Source organism: Streptomyces odontomachicola (genome assembly GCF_039605595.1).
GTDB lineage: Bacteria > Actinomycetota > Actinomycetes > Streptomycetales > Streptomycetaceae > Streptomyces.
Genome location: NZ_JBCFOK010000010.1, coordinates 214,330 through 235,648, shown reverse-complemented (window position 1 = coordinate 235,648; position 21,319 = coordinate 214,330). Strand labels below are relative to the sequence as shown.

Annotated in this window: 16 protein-coding genes; 7 read left to right on the top strand and 9 right to left on the bottom strand. The window is 72.7% G+C overall.

Going from position 1 to position 21,319, the window contains the following annotated elements:
* Window positions 1-179: 179 nt before the first annotated feature.
* Window positions 180-1,157, bottom strand: a complete 978-nt coding sequence (locus tag ABEE00_RS20265) for a LysR family transcriptional regulator (RefSeq protein ID WP_345746985.1) — start codon at window positions 1,155-1,157, stop codon at window positions 180-182.
* Window positions 1,158-1,273: 116 nt separating this feature from the next.
* Between ABEE00_RS20265 and ABEE00_RS20260 the strand changes: the two genes are divergently transcribed.
* Complete coding sequence (locus ABEE00_RS20260) at window positions 1,274-2,035, top strand: sulfite exporter TauE/SafE family protein (protein ID WP_345746984.1); 762 nt, start codon at window positions 1,274-1,276, stop codon at window positions 2,033-2,035.
* 299 nt (window positions 2,036-2,334) lie between these two features.
* On the opposite strand, the gene ABEE00_RS20255 is transcribed toward ABEE00_RS20260, so the two are convergent.
* The gene (locus ABEE00_RS20255; protein WP_345746983.1) at window positions 2,335-5,709 is read right to left on the bottom strand and encodes a pyruvate carboxylase; all 3,375 of its coding nucleotides are present in this window, start codon (window positions 5,707-5,709) and stop codon (window positions 2,335-2,337) included.
* A gap of 570 nt (window positions 5,710-6,279) precedes the next feature.
* Here ABEE00_RS20255 and ABEE00_RS20250 point away from each other — a divergent pair.
* Window positions 6,280-7,677: an FAD-dependent oxidoreductase gene (locus ABEE00_RS20250; protein WP_345746982.1), complete on the top strand. Its 1,398-nt coding sequence runs from the start codon at window positions 6,280-6,282 to the stop codon at window positions 7,675-7,677.
* An 82-nt stretch (window positions 7,678-7,759) separates the two neighbouring features.
* On the top strand, window positions 7,760-9,121 hold the full coding sequence (locus ABEE00_RS20245; protein WP_345746981.1) for a cytochrome P450: 1,362 nt from the start codon (window positions 7,760-7,762) through the stop codon (window positions 9,119-9,121).
* A gap of 135 nt (window positions 9,122-9,256) precedes the next feature.
* Here the strand turns inward: ABEE00_RS20245 and ABEE00_RS20240 are convergent, their stop codons facing one another.
* Window positions 9,257-10,339, bottom strand: coding sequence for a terpene synthase family protein (locus tag ABEE00_RS20240; protein ID WP_345746980.1), 1,083 nt, complete (start codon window positions 10,337-10,339; stop codon window positions 9,257-9,259).
* Between the two features lie 456 nt (window positions 10,340-10,795).
* Here ABEE00_RS20240 and ABEE00_RS20235 point away from each other — a divergent pair, with 456 nt between their 5' ends.
* Window positions 10,796-13,183, top strand: coding sequence for a xanthine dehydrogenase family protein molybdopterin-binding subunit (locus tag ABEE00_RS20235; protein ID WP_345746979.1), 2,388 nt, complete (start codon window positions 10,796-10,798; stop codon window positions 13,181-13,183).
* Between the two features lie 49 nt (window positions 13,184-13,232).
* Window positions 13,233-13,709, top strand: coding sequence for a (2Fe-2S)-binding protein (locus ABEE00_RS20230; RefSeq protein ID WP_345746978.1), 477 nt, complete (start codon window positions 13,233-13,235; stop codon window positions 13,707-13,709).
* Here ABEE00_RS20230 and ABEE00_RS20225 read toward each other — a convergent pair.
* The 3 genes from ABEE00_RS20225 to gntA form a co-directional block, all read right to left on the bottom strand.
* Window positions 13,684-14,775 (bottom strand): serine hydrolase domain-containing protein, encoded by a 1,092-nt coding sequence (locus tag ABEE00_RS20225; protein WP_345746977.1) that lies wholly within the window; start codon window positions 14,773-14,775, stop codon window positions 13,684-13,686. The genes ABEE00_RS20230 and ABEE00_RS20225 overlap by 26 nt on opposite strands.
* Window positions 14,776-14,939: 164 nt before the next feature.
* Window positions 14,940-15,770 (bottom strand): DUF4389 domain-containing protein, encoded by an 831-nt coding sequence (locus ABEE00_RS20220; protein ID WP_345746976.1) that lies wholly within the window; start codon window positions 15,768-15,770, stop codon window positions 14,940-14,942.
* A 189-nt stretch (window positions 15,771-15,959) separates the two neighbouring features.
* Window positions 15,960-16,721: a guanitoxin biosynthesis heme-dependent pre-guanitoxin N-hydroxylase GntA gene (gene gntA, locus ABEE00_RS20215; protein WP_345746975.1), complete on the bottom strand. Its 762-nt coding sequence runs from the start codon at window positions 16,719-16,721 to the stop codon at window positions 15,960-15,962.
* A 404-nt stretch (window positions 16,722-17,125) separates the two neighbouring features.
* On the opposite strand from gntA, the gene ABEE00_RS20210 reads away from it, so the two are divergent.
* Window positions 17,126-17,443, top strand: coding sequence for a TetR/AcrR family transcriptional regulator (locus ABEE00_RS20210; RefSeq protein ID WP_345746974.1), 318 nt, complete (start codon window positions 17,126-17,128; stop codon window positions 17,441-17,443).
* Window positions 17,444-17,487: 44 nt separating this feature from the next.
* Here ABEE00_RS20210 and ABEE00_RS20205 read toward each other — a convergent pair whose 3' ends face one another.
* The gene (locus tag ABEE00_RS20205) at window positions 17,488-17,664 is read right to left on the bottom strand and encodes a hypothetical protein (RefSeq protein WP_345746973.1); all 177 of its coding nucleotides are present in this window, start codon (window positions 17,662-17,664) and stop codon (window positions 17,488-17,490) included.
* A 516-nt stretch (window positions 17,665-18,180) separates the two neighbouring features.
* Between ABEE00_RS20205 and ABEE00_RS20200 the strand changes: the two genes are divergently transcribed.
* Window positions 18,181-19,494 (top strand): TolB family protein, encoded by a 1,314-nt coding sequence (locus ABEE00_RS20200; RefSeq protein WP_345746972.1) that lies wholly within the window; start codon window positions 18,181-18,183, stop codon window positions 19,492-19,494.
* 40 nt (window positions 19,495-19,534) lie between these two features.
* Here the strand turns inward: ABEE00_RS20200 and ABEE00_RS20195 are convergent, their stop codons facing one another.
* A complete protein-coding gene (locus ABEE00_RS20195) occupies window positions 19,535-20,332 on the bottom strand; it encodes an NAD(P)-binding domain-containing protein (protein ID WP_345746971.1) in 798 nt (265 codons plus the stop codon).
* A gap of 187 nt (window positions 20,333-20,519) precedes the next feature.
* On the bottom strand, window positions 20,520-21,128 hold the full coding sequence (locus ABEE00_RS20190; RefSeq protein WP_451918629.1) for a dioxygenase family protein: 609 nt from the start codon (window positions 21,126-21,128) through the stop codon (window positions 20,520-20,522).
* Between the last annotated feature and the right edge of the window lie 191 nt (window positions 21,129-21,319).

Here is a 21,319-nt window from a genome sequence, read left to right as displayed (position 1 = left end):
GTCGAGGGGGTTTCGCGGCGGGGCTCAACTGGCCGGGGGAGGGCGGCACTTGGGCCCCCGCGCCGCACCTCCCGCATGCCGGGCGCCCGGTGAGCGGCTCGGGGCGGCCGGCTATGCGGGGGACGCCTGGTGCCGGTATCCGCAGCACCCGGCGGCCGCTCCGGGCTGAGCGCCCCGGCTCACGTCTCCTCCCCGAGCCCGGGCCCCACGCCGGGCCCGGGCTCGACCCCGACTCCGGACCCGAACTCGGCCTCGTACAGCCCGGGTTCGACACCCGCCGCCCTCCGCAGATGCGCCGCAAGCGCCACCGCCGCCTCCGACCGCGCCTCCTCCCCCGCGCCCCAGGCCAGCAGGTGCGCGCGGCGCGCCCACGGCTCGTCCAACGCGCAGACCTCCAGCGGGCGTTGGGGGTCGAGCGCGCGGTGCGGTACGACGGCGAGGCCCGCGCCCGCGGCGGCGAGCGCGATCACCACATTGAGGTCGGCGGCGGTGGTGCGGTGGCGCGCCAGCGGGGCGTGCGGGCCCAGCCGCTTCTCGATCCAGCGGCGCAGCGAGGAGCCGGGGTCGAGCCCGACGAGCGGGTGCTCGGCGACCTCCGCGTACGACATCGCGCGGCGCCCGGCCAGCACGCCGCCGCGCCCGCCGATCACCACCAGCGAGTCGTCGCCCAGCGGTTCGCACTCCAGGTCGCTGCCGCGCGCCTCGCCGTCGATGACCACGCCCAGGTCCGCTTCTCCCGCGGCGAGCCGGCGTACGGTCCGCGGCGTGCGGCTCTCCTCGACGGCGACGTCCGCCTCCGGGTGCTCGCGGAGAAAGGTGACCAGCGCCTGCGGCACCAGCCTGTGCATCGCGGAACCGCCGACGAGCAGCGTCAGCGGTGCGGCCGTTGCCCCCGCGTAACTGGCGACCGCGCTCTCCAGCCGCGCGGTCTGGGCGAGCACTTCGCGTGCGTGGCGGGCCAGCGCCGTGCCGGCCGGGGTGGGCCGCACGCCGCGGCGTTCGCGGAGGAGGAGGTCCACGCCCGCGTTCCGCTCCAGGGAACGCACCCGCGCACTCGCCGACGGGAGGCTCAGATGCGTCCGGCGGGCGCCCGCCGTGATCGAACCCTCCGCCACGATGTGCTGGAACAGCCGCAGATCGTCCAGGTCATAGCGCACCGCCCGAGGCTATGCCGTCGCCGCAGGCTCTGTCTGCTTCTGCCTCTGTCTGTGCCTTAGGCCGGGTACGGGGATCGCGCATTGTCGGTCACCCGGCAGCGGGCGATGCTCGGCGCGTGACCGACACTCTCCTCATCCTGCTGACCGGCGTCGCGGCCGGTGCGCTCAACGCCGCCGGCGGCGGGGGCACCTTCGTGGCGCTGCCCGCCCTGGTCGCCTTCGGCCTCCCGCCCGTCACCGCGAACGCGCTCTCCCGCATCGCCCTGGTGCCCGGCGCGCTCACCAGTGCGTGGGTGTGCCGGCGCGAAATCACGCAGGTCGGGGCCGCTTCCACCCGGGCCCTCACGACCGTCAGCGTGCTCGGCGGCGGGGTCGGCGCCGTGCTGCTCCTGGTGCTGCCCGAGGCGTCCTTCGACGCGGCGGCGCCCTGGCTGCTCGCCTTCGCCACGCTGCTCCTCGCGCTCGGGCCGCGCCTGTCCCGGGTACTGAGCACGGCGCTGGGGCGCCAGGCGGCGATGGGGCCGCGCGCCGTTCTGGGCGGCCAGTTCGTGCTTGCCGTGTACGGCGGATACTTCGGCGGAGCCGTAGGCATCCTGATGCTGGCCCTGTGGAGCATCGGCCTCGGCCTCGACGCGGCGGCCGGCAACCCGATGCGCGTCGCACAGCTCGCCGCCGTCTTCGCCAGCGCCTCCGTACTCCTCCTCTTCGCCTCGGACGCCCTCCGCACCCCGCTGGCCCTCACGTCCCTCCTGACAGGCGCCATCGTGGGCGGCTACGCAGGCGCCCACATGACCCGCCGCCTCCCTTCCGTACTGCTCCGCTGGATCATCCTGGCCACGGCCGTGACGTCGACTGTGCTGTATTTCCTGCGGAGTTGACCCCGGCGTGCGGTACCTGGCGTACGGCGCCCGGCGTGCGAACCACGGCGTGCGGCCTCCCACGAGACGCCCCCCACACCCGTCCCCAGACGGCGGGTGCGGTCTCTGGCACCACCGCAGGCCCCGGACCGCACCCGCCCCACCGGAACCCCCCATAGAGCCCCGGGCTGCGTACGACTTCCCCGTCGGGGCGTTCTGACACCCGGCGTTCACCTGCCGGAAGGGCGCCCCTCGGCGCGGCCCCGTACAGGCCGCACCAGAGGGGCGCCGCGGTCACCTGCGTACCCTCCGTATCCGGGTCAGCGGACCTCCAGCAGCAGGTCACCGCCCTCCACCTGCTGGATGTTGGTGATCGCGAGGCGGGTGACGGTGCCGCCCTGGGGCGCGGTGATGGCGGCCTCCATCTTCATCGCCTCGATGGTGGCCACGGTCGCGCCGGGCTCGACCTTCTCGCCCTCGGCGACCGCCAGGGTGACCACGCCCGTGAACGGGGCCGCCACATGCGACGGGTTCGACTTGTCCGCCTTCTCCGTGACCGGCACGTCGGAGGCCACCGCCCTGTCTCGTACCTGGATGGGGCGCAGTTGGCCGTTGAGGGTGGACATGACCGTGCGTACGCCCCGGTCGTCGGCCTCGCCGATCGCCTCCAGCTCGATCAGGAGCCGCACGCCCTGCTCCAGGTCGACGGCGTGCTCCTGGTCAGGCCGCAGCCCGTAGAAGAAGTCGGCGCTGTCCAGCACGCTGGTGTCGCCGTACTGCTCGCGGTGCGCGGTGAACTCCTTCGTGGGCCCGGGGAAGAGCAGCCGGTTCAGCGCGGCCCGCCGGTCCTTCTCCAACTGCTCGTGGTCCTCGGCGCTCAGCTCTTGCACGGGCTTGGCCGCGCTCCGGCCCTCCAGCGCCTTCGTGCGGAAGGGCTCGGGCCACCCGGCGGGCGGCTGCCCCAGCTCGCCGCGCAGGAAGCCGATCACCGAGTCCGGGATGTCGAAGCGCGCCGGGTCGGCCTCGAACTCCTCCGGCGTGACACCCGTTCCGACCAGGTGCAACGCCAGGTCACCCACGACCTTGGAGGACGGCGTGACCTTGACCAGGTGGCCCAGAATGCGGTCGGCCGCCGCGTACATCGCCTCGATGTCCTCGAAGCGGTCGCCGAGGCCGAGCGCCACTGCCTGGGTACGCAGGTTCGAGAGCTGTCCGCCGGGGATCTCGTGGTGGTAGACCCGCCCGGTCGGCGAATCGAGCCCGGCCTCGAAGGGCGCGTACACCTTGCGCACGCTCTCCCAGTACGGCTCCAGCTCCCCGATCGCCTGGAGGTCCAGGCCCGTCGGCCGCTCGGAGTGGTCGGTCGCGGCCACGATCGCGGAGAGCGAGGGCTGCGAGGTGGTGCCCGCCATGGAGGCCACCGCGCCGTCCACCGCGTCCGCTCCGGCCTGGATCGCCGCGAGGTACGTGGCGAGCTGCCCGCCCGCCGTGTCGTGGGTGTGCAGATGCACCGGCAGCCCGAACTCCGAGCGCAGCGCCGAGACCAGCTTGGCCGCGGCCGGTGCGCGGAGCAGTCCCGCCATGTCCTTGACGGCCAGGATGTGCGCGCCGGATTCGACGATCTGCTCGGCGAGCTTGAGGTAGTAGTCGAGGGTGTACGTGGTCTCGCGCGGGTCCGACAGGTCCGAGGTGTAGCAGAGCGCCACCTCGGCGACCGCGCTGCCGGTCCCGCGTACGGCCTCGATGGCGGGCCGCATCTGCGAGACGTCGTTGAGCGCGTCGAAGATGCGGAAGATGTCGATGCCGGTACGGGTGGCCTCCTGCACGAAGGCGTCCGTGACCTCGGTCGGGTACGGGGTGTAGCCCACGGTGTTGCGCCCGCGCAGCAGCATCTGGAGGCAGATGTTGGGCACCGCCTCGCGCAGCGCGGCCAGCCGCTCCCAGGGGTCCTCGGCCAGGAACCGCAGCGCGACGTCGTACGTGGCACCGCCCCAGCACTCCAGGGACAGCAGCTCGGGGACGGTGTGCGCGACCGTCGGCGCGACCGCGAGCAGGTCCTTGGTGCGCACGCGGGTCGCCAGCAGCGACTGGTGCGCGTCGCGGAAGGTGGTGTCGGTGACGCCGATGGTCGGCGCGTCGCGCAGCCAGTTCGCGAAGCCCTCGGGCCCGAGTTCGGTCAGCTTCTGCTTGGACCCGGCGGGCGGGGCGCCCTCGGGCAGCCGGTTCAGCTTGGTGGCCGGGTCGATGAGCCGGGGCCGCTCGCCGTTGGGCCGGTTGACCGTGACGTCCGCGAGATAGGTCAGCAGCTTCGTGCCGCGGTCGGCCGAGGGCCGCGCGGTCAGCAGGTGCGGGCGCTGCTCGATGAACGAGGTGGTGATGCGGCCCGCGCGGAAGTCGGGGTCGTCCAACACCGCCTGCAGGAACGGGATGTTGGTGGCCACGCCGCGGATGCGGAACTCGGCCACCGCGCGCCGCGCCCGCCCGATCGCGGTGTCCAGGTTCCGGCCCCGGCAGGTGAGCTTGACCAGCATCGAGTCGAAGTGCGCGCTGATCTCCGTACCGGCGCTGACCGTGCCGCCGTCCAGCCGGATGCCGGAGCCGCCGGGCGCGCGGTACGCGGAGATCATGCCGGTGTCCGGGCGGAAGCCGTTGGCCGGGTCCTCGGTGGTGATGCGGCACTGGAGCGCGGCGCCGCGCAGATACACGTCCTCCTGGCTCAGGCCCAGGTCGGCCAGCGTGGCTCCGGAGGCGATCCGCATCTGGGACTGCACCAGGTCGACGTCGGTGACCTCCTCGGTCACGGTGTGCTCGACCTGGATGCGCGGGTTCATCTCGATGAACACATGGCGCCCGTCGCGGTCGAGCAGGAACTCCACGGTGCCCGCGTTGCGGTAGCCGATCTGCCGCGCGAACTTCACCGCGTCGGCGCAGATCCGCTCGCGCACCTCGGGGTCCAGGTTGGGCGCGGGGGCCAGCTCCACGACCTTCTGGTGGCGGCGCTGGAGCGAACAGTCCCGCTCGTAGAGGTGGATCACGTTGCCCTCGCCGTCCGCGAGGATCTGCACCTCGATGTGGCGCGGCTCCACGACGGCCTGCTCCAGGAAGACCGTCGGGTCGCCGAAGGCCGACTCCGCCTCGCGCGAGGCGGCCTCGATCGACTCGCGCAGCGCCGCGGGTTCCTCCACGCGCCGCATGCCGCGCCCGCCGCCGCCCGCGACGGCCTTCACGAAGACGGGGAAGCCCAGCTCCTCGGCCGCGCGCGTGAGTTCGTCCACGTCGGTCGAGGGCTGCGAGGAGCCGAGCACCGGCACGCCGGCCTCGCGTGCCGCAGCGACCGCGCGCGCCTTGTTGCCGGTCAGCTCCAGCGTCTCGGCGCTCGGGCCCACGAAGGTGATGCCCGCCTCTTCGCAGGCGCGCGCGAGGTGCGGGTTCTCCGACAGGAACCCGTACCCGGGGTAGATCGCGTCCGCCTCCGCGTCCCGCGCTGCCCGCACGACCTCCTCGACGGAGAGGTAGGCGCGCACCGGGTGCCCCTCTTCACCGATCTGGTACGCCTCGTCCGCCTTCTGCCGGTGCAGGGAGTTGCGGTCCTCGTGCGGGAAGACGGCCACGGTCCCGGCCCCGAGCTCGTAGCCCGCGCGGAACGCGCGGATGGCGATCTCACCGCGGTTGGCGATCAATACCTTGCGAAACATGGCTCTGCGCTCCTTCACGCCCCGACGGCTCCAAAGGACCCGCCCGCTGCGGCAGGTCGTATACGAGGTGGTGTGGTCGCATCCCACTACCCCTGGCGCTCCTGAACATGTGCCCACCCGCGTGCGATTCGTCACCCCGTGCCACCCGCAGACCTCCGACCGGCCCATCGCCGCCCTCGAAGCCACCCCCGGAATGCGCTCTGACCGGTACGGATGTGCTCTCCGGGCACGGTGGTACGGGGACGTCCCCCAGTGCCGTGTGACGTAGCGAACGTGGGGGCGCAAGGGGAGATACGGGGTGGGTCGGATGTGCGGGAGTTGGGCCCTTGTGGGGCGTTTTCCGCCCTGGTGCTCGCATGGCGGCCCGCCCTCGGGACGCCACAGGGAGACTCACGTCACACATGTTCGCCAACTACCCCTGTGCGCAGGCGTGTTGACAGAGCGTGGCGAAATGGAACATCAACTTCCGCCGCTTTCCCGCGCATTGATCGCCTATTGCCTGGGCAATGAATGATCTTCAGCGGGACGACCGGGCCCGCCAGCAGGATGAGCGGAAGGGCGTGGTGGCAGATGCCGCAGCAAGGTCGGAACCGTGCGCTGGTCATAGGCGCCGGTATCTGCGGACTGACGGCGGCGAGGGTTCTCACCGACCACTTCGACGAGGTCGTCCTCGTCGAGCGCAACACGCTGCCCGAGGACGACGGCCACCGCAGCGGCGTACCGCAGGCCCACCACGTGCACGGTCTCCTGGCTCTGGGCGCCGAGCACCTGGAGCGGCTGTTCCCCGGGCTGAGCGGCGAGCTCGGCGAGGGCGGCGCCCCGGTCTTCGACCACGGCGCGGGTGCCCGCACCCAGGTGTGGGCCGGGACCCTGCCGCCGCTGGAGGCCGGGGTCGAGGTGCAGACCTTCCACCGCGCCGCGCTGGAGGGGGCCATGCGGCGCCGGGTGACCGCGCTGCCGAAGGTCACCGTGCGCGACGGCAACCGCGTCGTCGCCCTGCGCGTGGACAAGACGAACAACCGCGTCGACGGGCTGGTACTGGAGGGAGAGGACGGCCAACAGGAGGACCTGGCAGGGCAGTTGGTCGTCGACGCCTCGGGGCGCTTCTCGCGGCTGCCGGACTGGCTGGAACAGGCCGGTTATCCGCGCCCCGCGGAGACCGTGGTGGACGGCGGCCTCGCGTACGCCACCCGCGTCGTGGAGGTCGCCGAGCGGCCCGAGGGCATACACGGCCTCCAGCAGATGAACCAGGCGCCCGACAAGCCCGGCGGCGTCTACGCGGCCGACATCGGCGAGGGCCGCTGGATCGTCACGCTCTTCGGCGCCGGGGGCAGCCACCCGCCGGCCGACGAGGCGGGCTGGCAGAAGTACGCGACCGAGCTGGGCAACCCGCACCTGGACAAGCTGCTGGACGGCGCCACCCCGGTCACCGAGGTGCGGACCTTCAAGCAGACCCGCAACCAGCGGCGCGACTACGCGAAGATGACGCGCAGGCCCGACCGGCTCGTCGCGCTCGGCGACTCCTTCTGCAGCTTCAACCCCGTCTTCGGCCAGGGCATGACCGTGGCCGTGCTCCAGGCCGCCGCACTCGGCGAGGAACTGGGCGAGGGCGGCGACCTGTCGGGGCTCTCCGGGCGCTTCCAGCGCCGCATCGCCCGCGACGTGCGCAACCCGTGGCTGATGGCCACCAGCGAGGACGGCATGTGGTCGCACGCGATGCGGGGCACCCGCCCGCCGCTGCCGCTGCGCGTGACCGCCTGGTACAAGCAGCGGCTGCTCCACCTCGCCGTGCACGAGCGCGATCCGCATGTGCTGCGCACCTTCATGCGCGTGTACCACATGCTCACCGCGCCGACCGCCATGGGAGGACCGCGAATTCTGGCCAAGGTGCTCACCCGCGCACGGAGTCCACGCGCCTCCTCCTCTCCCATCGGCGCCGCGAAGTCCCCTGCGGGCAGCGGGGGTTGAGCCCGAGCGGGCCGCGCGGCGGATGATCACAAGGGGTTAGGGTGGCCGTCTGATCAGCGCTCTGACCCGTGAGGGAGACTTCGTGACCACCCCGCCCGAGGACTCGGACCCCACACGCACCTCCTCGCACCCGGTGCCGCCGCCGGAATGCCCCGCGCACGCCGCGGGCTCCGGCGGCGTGCGGCGGCTCTACGGCCCCGAGGCGGAGGCCGACTTCGCCGCGCTGGAGGAGCGGCTGCGTTCCCAGTACGGCCCGGTGGCGCCGGTGCTGCTGCACGGGGACGTGCCGGCCTGGCTGATCCTCGGCTTCGAGGAGAACCTCGCGGTCATGCGCAACGCCATCCTCTACTCGCGCGACCCGAGGAACTGGAGCGTGCGCCTGGACGCCTCCAGCCCGCTGGCCCCGCTCACCGCGTGGGAGCCGCTGTGCAACCTCACCGACGGCGAGGAGCACGCGCGGCTGCGCGGGGCCGTGACCGCCAGCCTGGGCGGGTTCGAGCGCGGCGGTGTGCGCCGGTATGCATCCCGCACCTCGCGGCTGCTGATCGACGAGTTCGCCGAGCGGGGCACGGCCGACCTGGTCACCGAGTTCGCCGAGCACCTGCCGCTGCGCGTGGTGGCCCGGCTGCTCGGCCTGTCCGAGGACCACATGCCGGTCCTGGTCAACGCCGTACGCGACATGATCACCGGCTCCGCCACGGCGGTGCAGAGCAACGAGCAGGTCACCCGCATCCTCCAGGACCTGGTGGAGGAGAAGCGGCAGCACCCCGGCCACGACATCGCCTCCTGGCTCATCGGCCACAAGGCCGGCCAGGTGGACGAGGCCACGCTGCAGCAGGAGGTGCGCGAGCACCTGCGCCTGCTGCTGACGGCCACCCACACCACCACCGCGAGCCTGCTGGCCAGCACCCTGCGGCTGATCTTCACCGACGTGCGCTTCCGCGGTTCGCTCAACGGCGGGCGGCTGACCGTGCTCAACGCCGTCGAGCAGGTGCTCTGGGACGAGCCGCCCTTCCCCCGGCTCGTGGGCCGCTGGGCCACCGCCGACCACATGCTGGCCGAGCAGCCCATCAGGAAGGGCGACCTGCTGGTGCACGCGCTCTCCGCGGCCAACCGCGACCCGGCGATCCGGCCCGACCCCGCGGCCCCGGTGCACGAGAACAGCGCCCACCTCTCCTTCAGCGCGGGCGAACACGCCTGCCCCGGACAGGACTTGGCGCGCGGCATCGCCGAGGCGGGCATCGACGTACTGCTGGAGCGCCTTCCCGACATGCAGCTCGCCGTCGGCCTCGACCAGGTGCAGGAGGCGCAGGCGCTGATGTCCCGCCGGCTGGACAGCCTGCCGGTCACCTTCACGCCCGTACGGCGCCACTTCGGCCGGCCCGAGAAGACGCGCGCGGCGACTCCGGCGGCCCCGGCGGCTCCGGCGGTCGCGGCCCGCTAGCAACGGCCCTCTCCACTGCGACGCCGGGCCACAGCGGCACCCGGCCCACCGGTACGCCCGGGCGTGACTGCTCACGCCCGGGCGCGGTCACATAAGGACCCGGTCACGTCAGGCCCCAGTCACCTCACGTCCGCATCACGCCCCCTGCGGCTCCAGTTGGTCCCACCACCAGGCGATGGAGGCGACCGGCACGGGCTCGTTCAGCGCGTCGTCGGGGGCGGATTTCCACCAGCCCTCCGTCGTGCCGTCCGCTGCCTCGCGGCGCCCGGCCTTGTAGCGCGCACAGGCCGAGGCCCAGTCCAGGTGGCCCCGGACGAACTGGGCCAAGCCGTCCAGATACGCGCGCAGTTGGGGCCCAGCGGTGGCCGCGGTCTGCTCGCGCAGGCGCAGGAAGAGCGCCTGCACGCGGTCCCTGAGCGCCACCGCTTCGAGCTGGGCCTGCTCCAGGGAGCAGTTCCGCTCGTGCGCCAGGACGTCGATGAGGTTGAGGGTGTCACCGGCCCGCTCGATCTCCTTCGCCCTGCTGTAGAGGTCGTTGTCCCAGGCCACGAGCGTCCAGGTCATCTCGGTCAGCGCCCGTACCCGCGGCCGCTCCAGGTCCTCGGGGGAGACCTCGTACCCTGCCGTGATCGGGATGAGGGCCGTGGAGGGTGCCATGCCGATGGCGCCCATCCACATCGGCACGTACTCCTCCAGGCTGGGCAGTCCCGGCGCGCGGCGCTGCTCGGCCTCGGTGACCAGGGAGGTCAGATAGCGCTCCATGGAGCGCACCCAGTACCGCAGCTGGTCTTCCGAGGCGTAGGGCTCCAGGCCCACGCGGATCTCGCGCAGCGCCCGGGCGAAGACCGAGTCCTCGGGGCCCGGCGGGTCGGCGGACTCCAGGAGGCGCAGTATCCGGGAGGTCTGGGCCGCCAGTTCGCCCGGCGGCACCTGGCCCTCGTCGCACACGCCGTCGTCGAAGGCGAAGAGGGTGGCGTGCAGCGAGGCCATCATGCGCAGCGGTTCGTAGTGGCCCTCCGGCATGGTCAGTGCCGTCAGGCCGCCGAAGTCCGCCTGTTCCAGGCGGCGGAGCTGGTCGGGGTCGTCTTCGAGGCCGTATCTCCCGACCCATTTCAGCGCCACGTCGCCCAGATCGGACGCGCGGGGGTGTTCGGCAGGGTCGATCGGGCACCAGAAGGCGGCGGGGGGCAGGGTCGTGCGGACGTCGGTCTGGGTCACGGGCGCACCGTCCCGTGGCCTCGGTGGAGCGGCTGCAGGCGTATTCGGAACGGCTCGTCACTGCGGCAGGCAGGGCCCGCGGTCCTGGCATGTGCCGGAACCGCGGCGGGGGAACTGCCGAGAGGCATGCTGGTCACTCCTGGTCGCTCGGGGTCACGGCGGCCGCCGTGATCATTCTGAAGCGGCCGATCTCTGCCCAAGGCTTGCCCCCGGCAACCACGAAGCGGAGTGAAGGCGCTACAGCTCACACGATCTTGACGTCGCGTCAGGAGCCGCGGCCCGCGCCCGGGTGACCGACTCAGGAGCCAACTGTGGTCGCCGTGTGGAACTTTGGACGCAGCCGGCTCTCTCGCCTCACACAGCCTCTAAGCTGCGCTTTTGATCGACGGGCCGCAGCGGGGCCGGGCAACGGGTGCCCCGCGAGGCGGCGTTCGGGCCCGTTCCGGGAGGAACCACATGGCGGAAGGCAGCCGTTCGCACGCGCGAGACGCGGAGGCAGCACACGACAGAACCGGAGCCGCGCCCCAGGAGGAGCCGGCCCCCGCGCGCCGGAGGGTGCTCGCGTACCTGCTCGCGGCCCCGACGCTGGCCGTCGGCGCGCGGCTGGCCGGTGACGCGACGTCCGAGGCGGCGGCGGCCCCCGCGCCGAAGGGGGCCGGCGGCGGCATACCCTCGCTCCCCCAGCCCGAGGAGATCCTGGACCTCGGCGACCTGCAGAATCTCGCGGCCGCCCCGACCGCGGGGCTGATCGCGGTGCAGGTGCACAAGGACGGCACCGCCTCGTTCGCCGTGCCGCGCGCCGAGGTGGGGCAGGGCATGACCACCGCGGTCGCCATGATGATCGCCGAGGAGCTGGACCTCCCGCTGGAGAAGGTGTCGGTCACCCTGGCCGACGCACGCCCCGAGCTGCTGATGAACCAGCTCACCGGCGGCTCCAACTCCATGCGCAGCATCTACCTGCCGGTGCGCACCGCGGCGGCCCTCGCCCGGCACCAGCTCCTGGCCACCGCCGCGGCACGCTGGAACGTTCCCGTCTCCCACCTCACCGCCGAGAAGGGCGTGATCCGCCACGGGTCGGGGCGCGAGACGACGTACGGCGCCCTGGCGGAGGCCGCTGCCGCCCCGCGCAACAAGAGGATCGAGGCGCCCGGTCTCAAGTCCCGCGAGGACTTCACCGTGTTGGGCACCCCGCAGAACAGGGTGGACGCGCTGGCGGCGGTGACCGGGCGCAAACGGTTCGGGATGGACCTCCGCGTACCGGACGCGCAGCCGACGATGGTGCGCAGGCCGCCCACGATCAACGGCACCGTCCAGAAGGTGCACAACGCCGACGCGGTACGGAAGATGCCCGGCATCACCGATGTCGCGACCGTGAAGCACGGCGTGGCCGTGCGCGGCGCCACCTTCGGCCAGTGCATCGACGCGCTGCGGAAGCTGGAGGTGAGCTGGGGCCCCGGCACCGTGGACGGCGAGTCCGACGCGACGGTGCTGGCCAAGCTGCGGAAGGCGGCGATTCCCCCGGCGATTCCGAAGGTGCCGGGCGGGACGGTGGACGCCGAGTTCACCTTCGCGTTCGCCAGCAACAGCCCGCTGGAGCCGGACAACGCGATCGCGGACGTACGGGAGGACCGCGCGGAGATCTGGTCGAGCCTCAAGGTGCCGATCGTGGCGCAGCGCGAGATCGCCACCCGGCTCGGGCTCCCGCAGAAGGCCGTGACGGTGCATGTGGTGGAGGGCGGCGGCTCGTTCGGGCGGCACCTGTTCCACGACGTGGCCGCCGAGGCCGCGGAGATCTCCCAGAAGATGGGCAAGCCGGTCAAGCTGGCCTGGTCGCGCACCGACAGCGTGCGCCAGGGCCGCACGCACCCGGCGTGCGTCTCGCGGGTGCGCGCGACGCACACGGGCGGCAAGGTCCTCGCGTACGAGCAGCGGCACACCAGCGCGCGGACCGACTTCGGGCACGGGCTCGGCGAGATGATCACCTCTACGGCCGCGAAGCTGCCGGTGGCGGGCAACGCCACCTTCGCGCAGACCATCTTCCAGCTCACGCAGTCCACGCCGTACGACTTCGGCGCCACGACCGCGCTGCTCAACGAGGTCCCGCTGGGCTTCAACACCGGCAGCATGCGCAACATCTACTCGCCCAACGTGGCCTGCGCGCGCGAACTCATCGTCGATCAGCTCGCGGAGAAGACGGGGCGCGATCCGGTCGAGTTCCGCCGCGAATTCCTCAAGGACGAGCGGCTGCGCGCCGTGCTGGACAAGGCCGTCGAGGAGGGCGAGTGGGGCAGGGAGCTGCCCGCGAAGGCCGGTCAGGGCATCGCGCTGCACACCGAATACCGCGGCGCCGTCGCCACCCTGGTCGAGCTGGACTGCCGCCCGGAGACGGTGAACCGCAAGGTGCGGAACGGGGTCACGGGCCCGCGCGTCACCCGCGCCCTGACCGTCGTGGACGCGGGCTTCGCGATCAACCCGCGCGGTCTGGAGGCGCAGATGATGGGCGCCTTCAGCGACGGCCTGGCCATGGCGCTGACCTCCAGCCTGCACATCGACGACGGGCTGCCGCTGGAGGGCAGTTGGGACAACTACTTCTACACGCGGCAGTGGAACGCCCCGCTCGACTTCCGCGTCGTCGTGCTGCCCAGCACCTCGGAACAGCCCTCGGGCGCGGGTGAGTTGGGAGTCGCGCCCGCCTTCGCGGCCGTGGCCTGCGCCTATGCGCGGGCGACCGGCAGGATGCCGACCAGCTTCCCGCTCAACCACGGCACGCTGGGCTTCGACCCGATGCCGCGCCAGCCCTCCACGCCGCAGTCGCCGACCGACGGCCTCGACCGCGCGTACTGATCCCCGCTGACCCCGCTGATCACCGCCCCATTCTTTGTGAGGAGACCCCTTGTCCACGCACACCTTCACGCTCAACGGCAGAAAGACCACGGTCGAGGCCGAGGACGACGTACGGCTGCTGTGGGTGCTGCGCGACCTGCTGGGGGTGACCGGGCCCAAGTACGGCTGCGGCATCGGGGTGTGCCAGGCGTGCACCTCGCACCTCAACGGCAAGGCGATCAACCCCTGTTCGGTCCCGGTCTCCAAGATCAAACCGGACGACGAGATCACCACCATCGAGGGGCTGCCCGACACCGTGGGCAAGGAGCTGCACCCGATGCAGGAGGCGTGGCTGGAGCGCGACGTCTCGCAGTGCGGCTACTGCCAGCCGGGCCAGATCATGGCCGCCGTCGCCAAGGTGCGCCAGGCGGCGGAGGCGGGCCGCGAGATCGGCGACGACGAGCTCGACGAGATCCGCAACATCTGCCGCTGCGGCACGTACGCGCGCATCCGCGAGGCGGTCAGGTCGGGGGCCGAGCGGATGTGAGCCGCGGGGTGCAGGCGCTCAGCAGCGCGTCGCTGACCGCGCTCTGGTGCCGCACCCCGGCCTCGTCCGTCAGCAGGTCGGTGACGTAGGCGACGGCGAGCCCCCGTGCCGGATCGCCCCAGCCCAGGCAGCAGTTGGCGCCGTTGTGCCCGAAGGTGTCCACGGTGCTCAGCTCCCCCAGCGGCTGGCTCTTGGTCACATCGGGCACGGGGCCGCCCAGCTCGAAGCCCTGCCCCCAGCGCATCGGCACGCGCAGCGAGCGGTCCGGCTCGGCTGCCGGTGCCGCCGGTCTGCGCGCCTCGCGCACGGCCCGCTCCGGCAGCACCCGTACGCCGTCCAGCTCGCCGCCGCGCAGCAGCGCCGTGTAGAAGCGCGCCATGTCCCGCGCGGTGACCGAGACTCCGGCCGAGGGGATCACCGCGCGCCGGGCGGCCTGACGGTTGCTCAGCACCTGGCAGGCCCGTCCGAGCGCTCCCTTGCTGCGTACGGGGACGTGCCGGTCCCACAGGTCGCGCGGCAGCCCCAGGTGCGTGTCGGCCAGGCCCAGCGGGTCCAGGAGGGTGGCGCGCAGCACCTCGTCCACGGGGCGCCCGGTGATCCGGCGCACCACCTCGCCGAGCACGAAGCCGAAGACCAGGAGCTGGTACGCGGGAACCTCGCCGGGTCTGTGCCGCAGCCCGGCGCGCTCGATGGCGCGTACGGACCGTTCCCAGTCGTTCATGGCCAGCACGTCGCGGGTCAGGCCGCGGGCGTGCGGCAGCCCCGACCTGTGCTGGAGCACGTGGCGGATCGTCACTGCGTGTTTGCCGCGGGCGGCGAAGCCGGGCCAGTGGCGCGCCACGGGATCGTCCAGCCCCAACTCGCCCTGCTCGGCGAGGTGGTGGATCAGCAGCGCCACGTACGGCTTGCTGGCGGAGTAGGTCCAGAACAGCGCGTCGGGCGCGCAGCCCACCGCCTCGTCGACCAGCACCCGGCCGTCCCGTACGACGCACAGTTGCGCGGCGCCGCCGCGTGCGCGCATCAGCTCCACGGCATGCCCCAGGGCCTCGCCGTCCGTCTCCTCCATACGCGCCAGCCCTCTGTGCCTGCCGGAAGTACGGGGCGCATCCTCTCCCGGCGCACGCCTCCCACGCGAGCCGCCACCCGCTGCGGCGGTGAGGATTCGCCACCCCGTTCCCCCGGGTGGTCTTCCCCGGCCCCTCCGGCCGGGGCGTGTCCTGCGGATCGGCCCTAGGGGATGGCCGGGGCCGTGCTGTACGTGCCCGTGCCGTCTCCCGTGCCGCCCTCGGTGCCGCTGCCCACGCCGTTGCCGATCGCGGTCAGCGCGCCGAGCACGATGAAGATGACCAGCAGCGCCTTGCCGCCGGTGTTCAGCACCAGCGGGCGGGTGGCCGAGCGCGCGCCGGGCCCGCCCGTGCCCTCCAGCGTCCCGGCCAGCGGCGCGCCCTCGTCGCCGAAGAGCCGCTTGGGGTAGGCGGAGGTGAGCATCATCGTGTACGCGCCCATCCGCATCCGGTAGCGCAGCACGGCGGACGTCGCCTCGAACAGCGGCCGCGGGCAGCGGCCCATGATCAGCACGACGAGCCAGCACAGGAACGCCACCGACCACCAGCCGGCCCACACCACATAGCTCACGATGGCCGCGGGGATCATCAGGATGATCCGGAACAGCACGGCCAGCCGGTTCAGGTCGGTCCGCTCCACCTCCACCTGCACCGGGTACTCCACCGGCGGACCCAGCCGGAACGGCGGGTAGCGGTCGGTCAGCAGCACAGCCGAGGCGTTCACGCGGGTCTCGTAGCCCAGGTACTGGCGCAGATAGGCCCAGATCGGGTCCGGCAGCCGCCCCAGCACCAGCGCCGAGAACCATCCGGCCACCGTCACGAAGAACGCGATCACCGCGAGCACGAAGACCACGATGAACTGCGGGATCAGCAGCAGGAGCCGCAGCAGCACGGTGAGCCGGTGCTGGTGCCCGGGCTCCGGCACGTCCAGCTCGGGCAGGGCTTCGGCGCGCCGCCCTCCGGGCATCGCGTCACCGTACGGACCCGCTGCTGCCATGACTGCCTCCCGGCGCTTCGGAGCTCGGAGCCCCAGGATGATCAAGCTGCGCGGGGGAGGGCGCGCTGATGTGGTCTTTCCGGGGTACGGGGGCGCTGCGCGGGGTCACCGGGGGTGGGGTCCGGGGTGCCGCTCAAGGCAGTGCGCGCCCCGCGGGGCACCCCGGACGAACGGCGGGTCAGCCCCCGCTCAGACCGCGCTCAGCTCGCTGTCCGCTGCCGGCGCGGAGGCCGCGGCCGGGACCGGCTCCCGGTCCTCCCGGTCCTCCCGGTCCTCCCGGTCGCCCCGCTCCTCCCCCGCGCCGCGCGGGCTGAAGGGGCACTGCCACTCCGGGGGCTTGGGGCGCCCCGAGTAGCGGCGGGCCTCGGACAGCTCCTCGTACTCCTGCAGGTTCGGGTTGATGTCGCCCTGCAGCTTGATGTCCTGCTTGCGTATCTTCTCCGCGAGCCGGTCCCACATCCCCGCGCCCTTGATGCGGTCGAACTGCTGGTGCGAGTTGAAGGCCAGCATCGGGAAGGGAGGCCGCCGGCCCCAGCGCCGGTGGGTCTCGTGCAGGCCGATCACGAAGAAGGGGTGCCCGGCCACGCTGAAGCCGAAGTCGTCGGACTGCGGATCGGAGTCGTAGCCCTCGGCCCAGTGGTACTTCTCCGCGTCCTGTTCGTGCAGCGACTGGAGCTGCTGCCACAGCAGCTCCTCGAAGCGCAGCTCGTCCACGCCGCGCGGCTGCTCGAAGGTCGCGATGAAACTGGTGAACTTGCGGGGGTTGAAATCCGCCTGCGCGACGAATTCCGCCAGATCCTCCGCCATCAGCCGGGCGGAGTCCCCGCCGCCGAGGAGATCGTAGTGGCGGTGCGTGATGCCGCCCTGCCGCCAGGCAGAACGACCCGCAAGACAGATGAACCGGTCCCCGAGGAGGAACTCCTCGACCTCACCGCGTGCTGCCTCCGACATGACCGGCCTTCCTTCCAATGACGTGCCTCCGTTCGGGAGCGCCCACTTCCGCCGGGTTGCCGGCTGGGTTGCCGGCTGGGGTGTTGGACAGGACATGGAACAGCGACCGCCCCTCACCCCCTGCACCGTCCGGGCCGTGCCCGCACCCCGTACGGCCGCGCACACAGGCGTGACCACCGGAGTGGCAGAAGTGAAAGGAGAGATCGCCGGATGATTGTGACCGACCCCAGCCGATCAACAAAAATCCCGGGGCTGCGGACGGCCGCCACCGCCCGCGCGCGGCCTCCGCACGGCGTCCGTACGGGGCCTCACCTGGCGCCCTGTGTGTCCGTACGATGACGAGCCGTAGGGCGCGCACGCGGGCCGGCGAGGCGTCGGGCGCAGGGGATGCCGAGGAGGCCGGGATGGTCATCGGGAACGTGGAGGGGCGGGTGCTCGCTGCCGCGGTGGAGGTGTTCAGGGAGCGGGGGTTCGCGGGGGCCTCGGTGCGGGAGGTCGCGGAGCGGGCCGGGGTCGGCGAGGACGCGGTGCGGGAGCGTTACGCGGAGAAGGAGGCGCTGCTCGCGGGCGTCCTGGCCGGCCTCGGCGCGGGGTCGGGAGAACGCGAAGGGGGCGAGCCCGCCTGCCTGCTGGATTCCGTCTGTCCCGAATGCGGGCGCATGGCGCAGGAATCCGACGCCCGTTATTGCGCGCGCTGCGGGGAGCGGCTGCCCCGCGCCTGAGGAGGCGCGGGGCGGGCGCGGCGGCGGAATTCAGGCGGGGAGAATCAGACAGGAAGAAGAAGCCACCTGTCGCTGTACGGGCCGTCACACATCGGCCCCGCTGCCTCGCCCCCGTCGCCCTCCTCCTTCTTCAGATGCGTGAGGAGCTGGGCCACGCCTCCGGCCAGGGCGCCGACTCCGCCCAGAAAGGTTCCGACAGCTTCAAGGGTTTCGAGGAACATGACGATCGCCTCCCGGTCGCGCGGGCCGGGCGCGCTCTGCGGAACGCAACATAACGTCACTCGACGCAACGCCGCCGATCGGAACGTCGCTGATCGGAGCGTCAGAAAGGCTGCCGCGGCGGGAAAGCGGAGGCTCCGGCCCTGTCCTCCGCTGCCCGGCGCGCGCCGTCGGCTCGGGAAATCCCCGTCCGTGCGCGGCATCCCGCGAGCGCGGTGTTCACGTACATCCACATGGCCGTCCTCCTCTCTTTCCCAGTGGTCCGGGTGATGGCGAATCACCCTACGGGCCGCTTTCCCGCCCGTACAGGGGTCGCGAATCCGCACCGTGGCGATCCGGCCACCGTGCGTGGCGCACATGTCATGTGATCCGCGCGCGAACGTCCGCGCCGCGGTGCTGCATCGAGCGCATTACGGGACGCATTGCGGCCGTGAGTACGCGCCGTTCCCTTGCCCTCGGGGAAGCGGCTGGGATTGCCTCCCGGCGGGGTTCAGCGCCGAATTCCCGGGGAGGGGAACATGTCTGGATTACCGCGCGCCGCGGCCGGAGGACTGCTCGCCGCGCTCTGCACCGCCGGCCTCGCACTCGTACCGGCAGGCCCGTCGGCGGCCGACGCGTCGGCGGCCAGCCCGCCGGCGGCCGGGCTGAGACCCGAAGCGCCCCGCACCGAACGCCTCAGCGTCACCGCCGACGGGCGCGAGGCGCCGGAGGGCGGCGCGGCCAAGCCCTCGATCAGCGCTGACGGCCGGTATGCGGCCTTCGCTTCGAGCGGCCGCCTGCTGGGCGAGACCGAGCCGATGCAGCGCATCTACGTACGCGACCTCAAGACCGGCGCCCTGGACGCGGCGAGCGTCACCGACCGAGGCGCCCCTGCGGGCGGCGTCGACCCGGGCATCAGCGCCGACGGGCGGTTCGTGACCTGGGCCTCGCGGGCCGACGGCGTGGTCGCCGGGGACGCCAACCGCTCCTACGACATCTTCGTACGGGACCGGAAGAAGGGGACCACGGTGCGCGCCAGCCTCACCGCGCAGCGCGCCACGCGGCCGCCGTACGACCTCTCGTACGAGCCGGTGATCAGCGCGAACGGGCGCCATGTGGCCTTCTACTCGCAGGCCACCGACCTCGTCCCCGGCGACACCAACGGCCGCGTGGACGTCTTCGTGCACGATCTGCGCACGCGGACGACCGAGCGCGTTTCGGTCGCCTCCGACGGCACGCAGGCGGACGACCACTCCTCGGAGCCCGCCCTCAGCGCCGACGGACGCTACGCGGGCTTCTCGTCCTGGTCCTCCAACCTCGGCTCGGGCAACGGCGATTCGGGCCCCGCCGTCTACGTACGGGACCGGCGGAAGGGCACCACCACGCGGGAGGCGGCGGGCGGCGGGCCCTCGCTCAGCGGCGACGGGCGGCGGATCGCCTACGAGGTCAGCGACACGGAGTCGCCGTGGCACAGCCGCATCCGGGTACGCGACCGCGTGACCGGCGAGGACACGGTGGCCAGTGTGGCGCCGGACGGCGGGGCGGCCGACGCGAGCTCCTCGTATCCCGCGCTGAGCGGCGACGGGCGCTCTGTGGCGTTCAGTTCGTATGCGGCCAATCTGGTCCCCGGGGACACCAACGGCACGGGCGACGTCTTCGTACGCGACCTGCGCACCCGGTCCACCACGCGCGCGTCGGTCTCCACCGACGGCATCCAGGGCTCGGGCGCGGCGCTGTGGGGCGCCGCCCTGGACGCCGCCGGCCGCCGCGCGGTCTTCACCTCGACGTCCCCCGACCTGGTCCCCGGCGACACGAACGCCACCTCGGACGTCTTCCTGCGGCGCCTGCGCTGAGCCGCCGGGGACGCGGCGCCGGGCGAGGGCTGCTCGAGGTCTACTTCAGGTCGGCGAGGAGCGCGTCGAGTGCCCTGGCCAGAGCCTCGGAGTTGGCCGCGTCGAACCACTCCGTACGGATGCGCTCGTTGGTCCCCTGCGGCGTCTCGTGATCACCCGCGAGCTGCCGCAGGGAGCGCGACTCGTCGCCCAGCGCGCGCCCGAGGCCCTGGAACAGGCCGCGCAGGTAGCGGTCCGCGTCCTCGGCGGGTACGCCCTGCTGCGAGGCCCATTCGGCGAGCGTGACCAGATACCAGTAGTGGCTGGTCAGGGTGGCGGTCAGCGCGGAGAAGACGTTCAGGGCCTCCTCGTCGGCGACGGGGAGGGCTCCGCCCAGGCTGTCGAAGAGGGCGTCGGCCACCGGGTGCGCGGGGCAGGTGACGGTGACCGCACGGCGCTCGCGCACGGCGGGCAGCGGAATGGCGCGCACCAGCGGGGCGCGGGTGTCCAGCGTCCGGCGCAGCTCGCCGATGCCGACCCCGGCCATGGCGCTGATCACCACCGTGTCGTCGCCGAACCTGAGCCCGGCGAGGGCCTCGGCGCGGTCCTGCGGCCGGACGGCGATGATCACCACGTCGGAGCGGTCCACGACCTCCTGATTGGCGCCGCACACCTGGACGTTGGGGTGCCGGCCGGCCAGTTCGGCCGCCGTACGGGCCCCGCGCGGCGAGAGGAAGATCTCCGGCAACTGCGGGCCACCGCCCGGCTCCTGGCTGGCCGACTCCCGGCCGCCCAGGCACAGGCCGTCCACGATGGCCCGGCCGATCTCGCCCACGCCGATGATCCCGATGCGTTCCACTGCGTCTCCCGTCTCTCCCTGCCGTCGTGCGGGCGGCCGCCCGCACAGGTGATCCCATCACCCCGGAGATCATTCCGGCGGGGATTCCCGGCCATCGGGAACACGCGGAGCGGCGACGGTCGCGCGCGTGCCGGGCCCGGCACGTGGTCCGGGCCCGGCATGGGGCGCCCCGCCGACCGCCCCGCGGTCAGGTCACGTTGAGGACGAAGTCGAACGTGGCCTCCTTGGCGTTTCCTGCGCTGCGGACGTTCATCAGCAGCTCGGGGTCGAAGAGCGAGTCGGTGTTGTTGCGCGGCTCGCCCGGGAAGTAGAGCTGCGTGGTGAGGATGCGGCGACCGGGCGCCTGGACCTTGACGTGCAGGTGGCGGGTGCGGCCCGGGTAGAGCCCCGGCACGATGGTGGTGAGCTTGAACGCGCCGGTGGCGTCCGTGAACTGGTGCCCCCGGTACCGGTATCCGACATTGTCGTAGGCGCCGCGGTAGTCGGCCTGCCAGAAGTCGAGCAGCACGCTCGCCAGCGGCCGGCAGTGCAGGCCGAAGACGTAGCCGCTCACGGTGAGCCGCGTGCCGGGGGCGCCGGGCTCCAGCAGCGAGGTCCTGCGCGGGGAGTTGGGCTTGAAGTAGGGCCCCTCCATCTGCGGCGGCGTCGGGTCGTCGCCGTCGTCGCAGTACGGGGTCGGGCTCAGCCGCCGTTCGCCCTGCTCGGCCCGGTCGCGGGCTAGCGCGGGCACGCCGCCGGCGAGCACGGCCGCCGGGGCCGCGACCAGCGCCGCCCTGAGCACGTTCTTGCGGCTGATGCCGGTGCGGGTGCCGCTCTCCTCCGCGCGCGCCGTACCCTCGGAGTCGCCGGGGTGTTCCGTGTTTCCGCTGTGCTCGGTGCCTTCGGGTGAGGCTCCGGTGGGGGTCCCGCCGTCCACGGTGGTCTCCTTCATGTGACGAAGCGTCGAAGTCCCGCTGGGGGCAGCGGACTTCACGGGGTACTTCACGG

Coding starts and splice junctions, on each gene's coding strand:
- ABEE00_RS20255 (WP_345746983.1), bottom strand. CDS start 5,709: ATGTTTCGCAAGGTATTGATCGCCAACCGCGGTGAGATCGCCATCCGC.
- ABEE00_RS20205 (WP_345746973.1), bottom strand. CDS start 17,664: ATGTTCCTCGAAACCCTTGAAGCTGTCGGAACCTTTCTGGGCGGAGTC.
- ABEE00_RS20250 (WP_345746982.1), top strand. CDS start 6,280: ATGCCGCAGCAAGGTCGGAACCGTGCGCTGGTCATAGGCGCCGGTATC.
- ABEE00_RS20235 (WP_345746979.1), top strand. CDS start 10,796: ATGGCGGAAGGCAGCCGTTCGCACGCGCGAGACGCGGAGGCAGCACAC.
- ABEE00_RS20220 (WP_345746976.1), bottom strand. CDS start 15,770: ATGGCAGCAGCGGGTCCGTACGGTGACGCGATGCCCGGAGGGCGGCGC.
- ABEE00_RS20210 (WP_345746974.1), top strand. CDS start 17,126: ATGGTCATCGGGAACGTGGAGGGGCGGGTGCTCGCTGCCGCGGTGGAG.
- ABEE00_RS20225 (WP_345746977.1), bottom strand. CDS start 14,775: ATGGAGGAGACGGACGGCGAGGCCCTGGGGCATGCCGTGGAGCTGATG.
- gntA (WP_345746975.1), bottom strand. CDS start 16,721: ATGTCGGAGGCAGCACGCGGTGAGGTCGAGGAGTTCCTCCTCGGGGAC.
- ABEE00_RS20200 (WP_345746972.1), top strand. CDS start 18,181: ATGTCTGGATTACCGCGCGCCGCGGCCGGAGGACTGCTCGCCGCGCTC.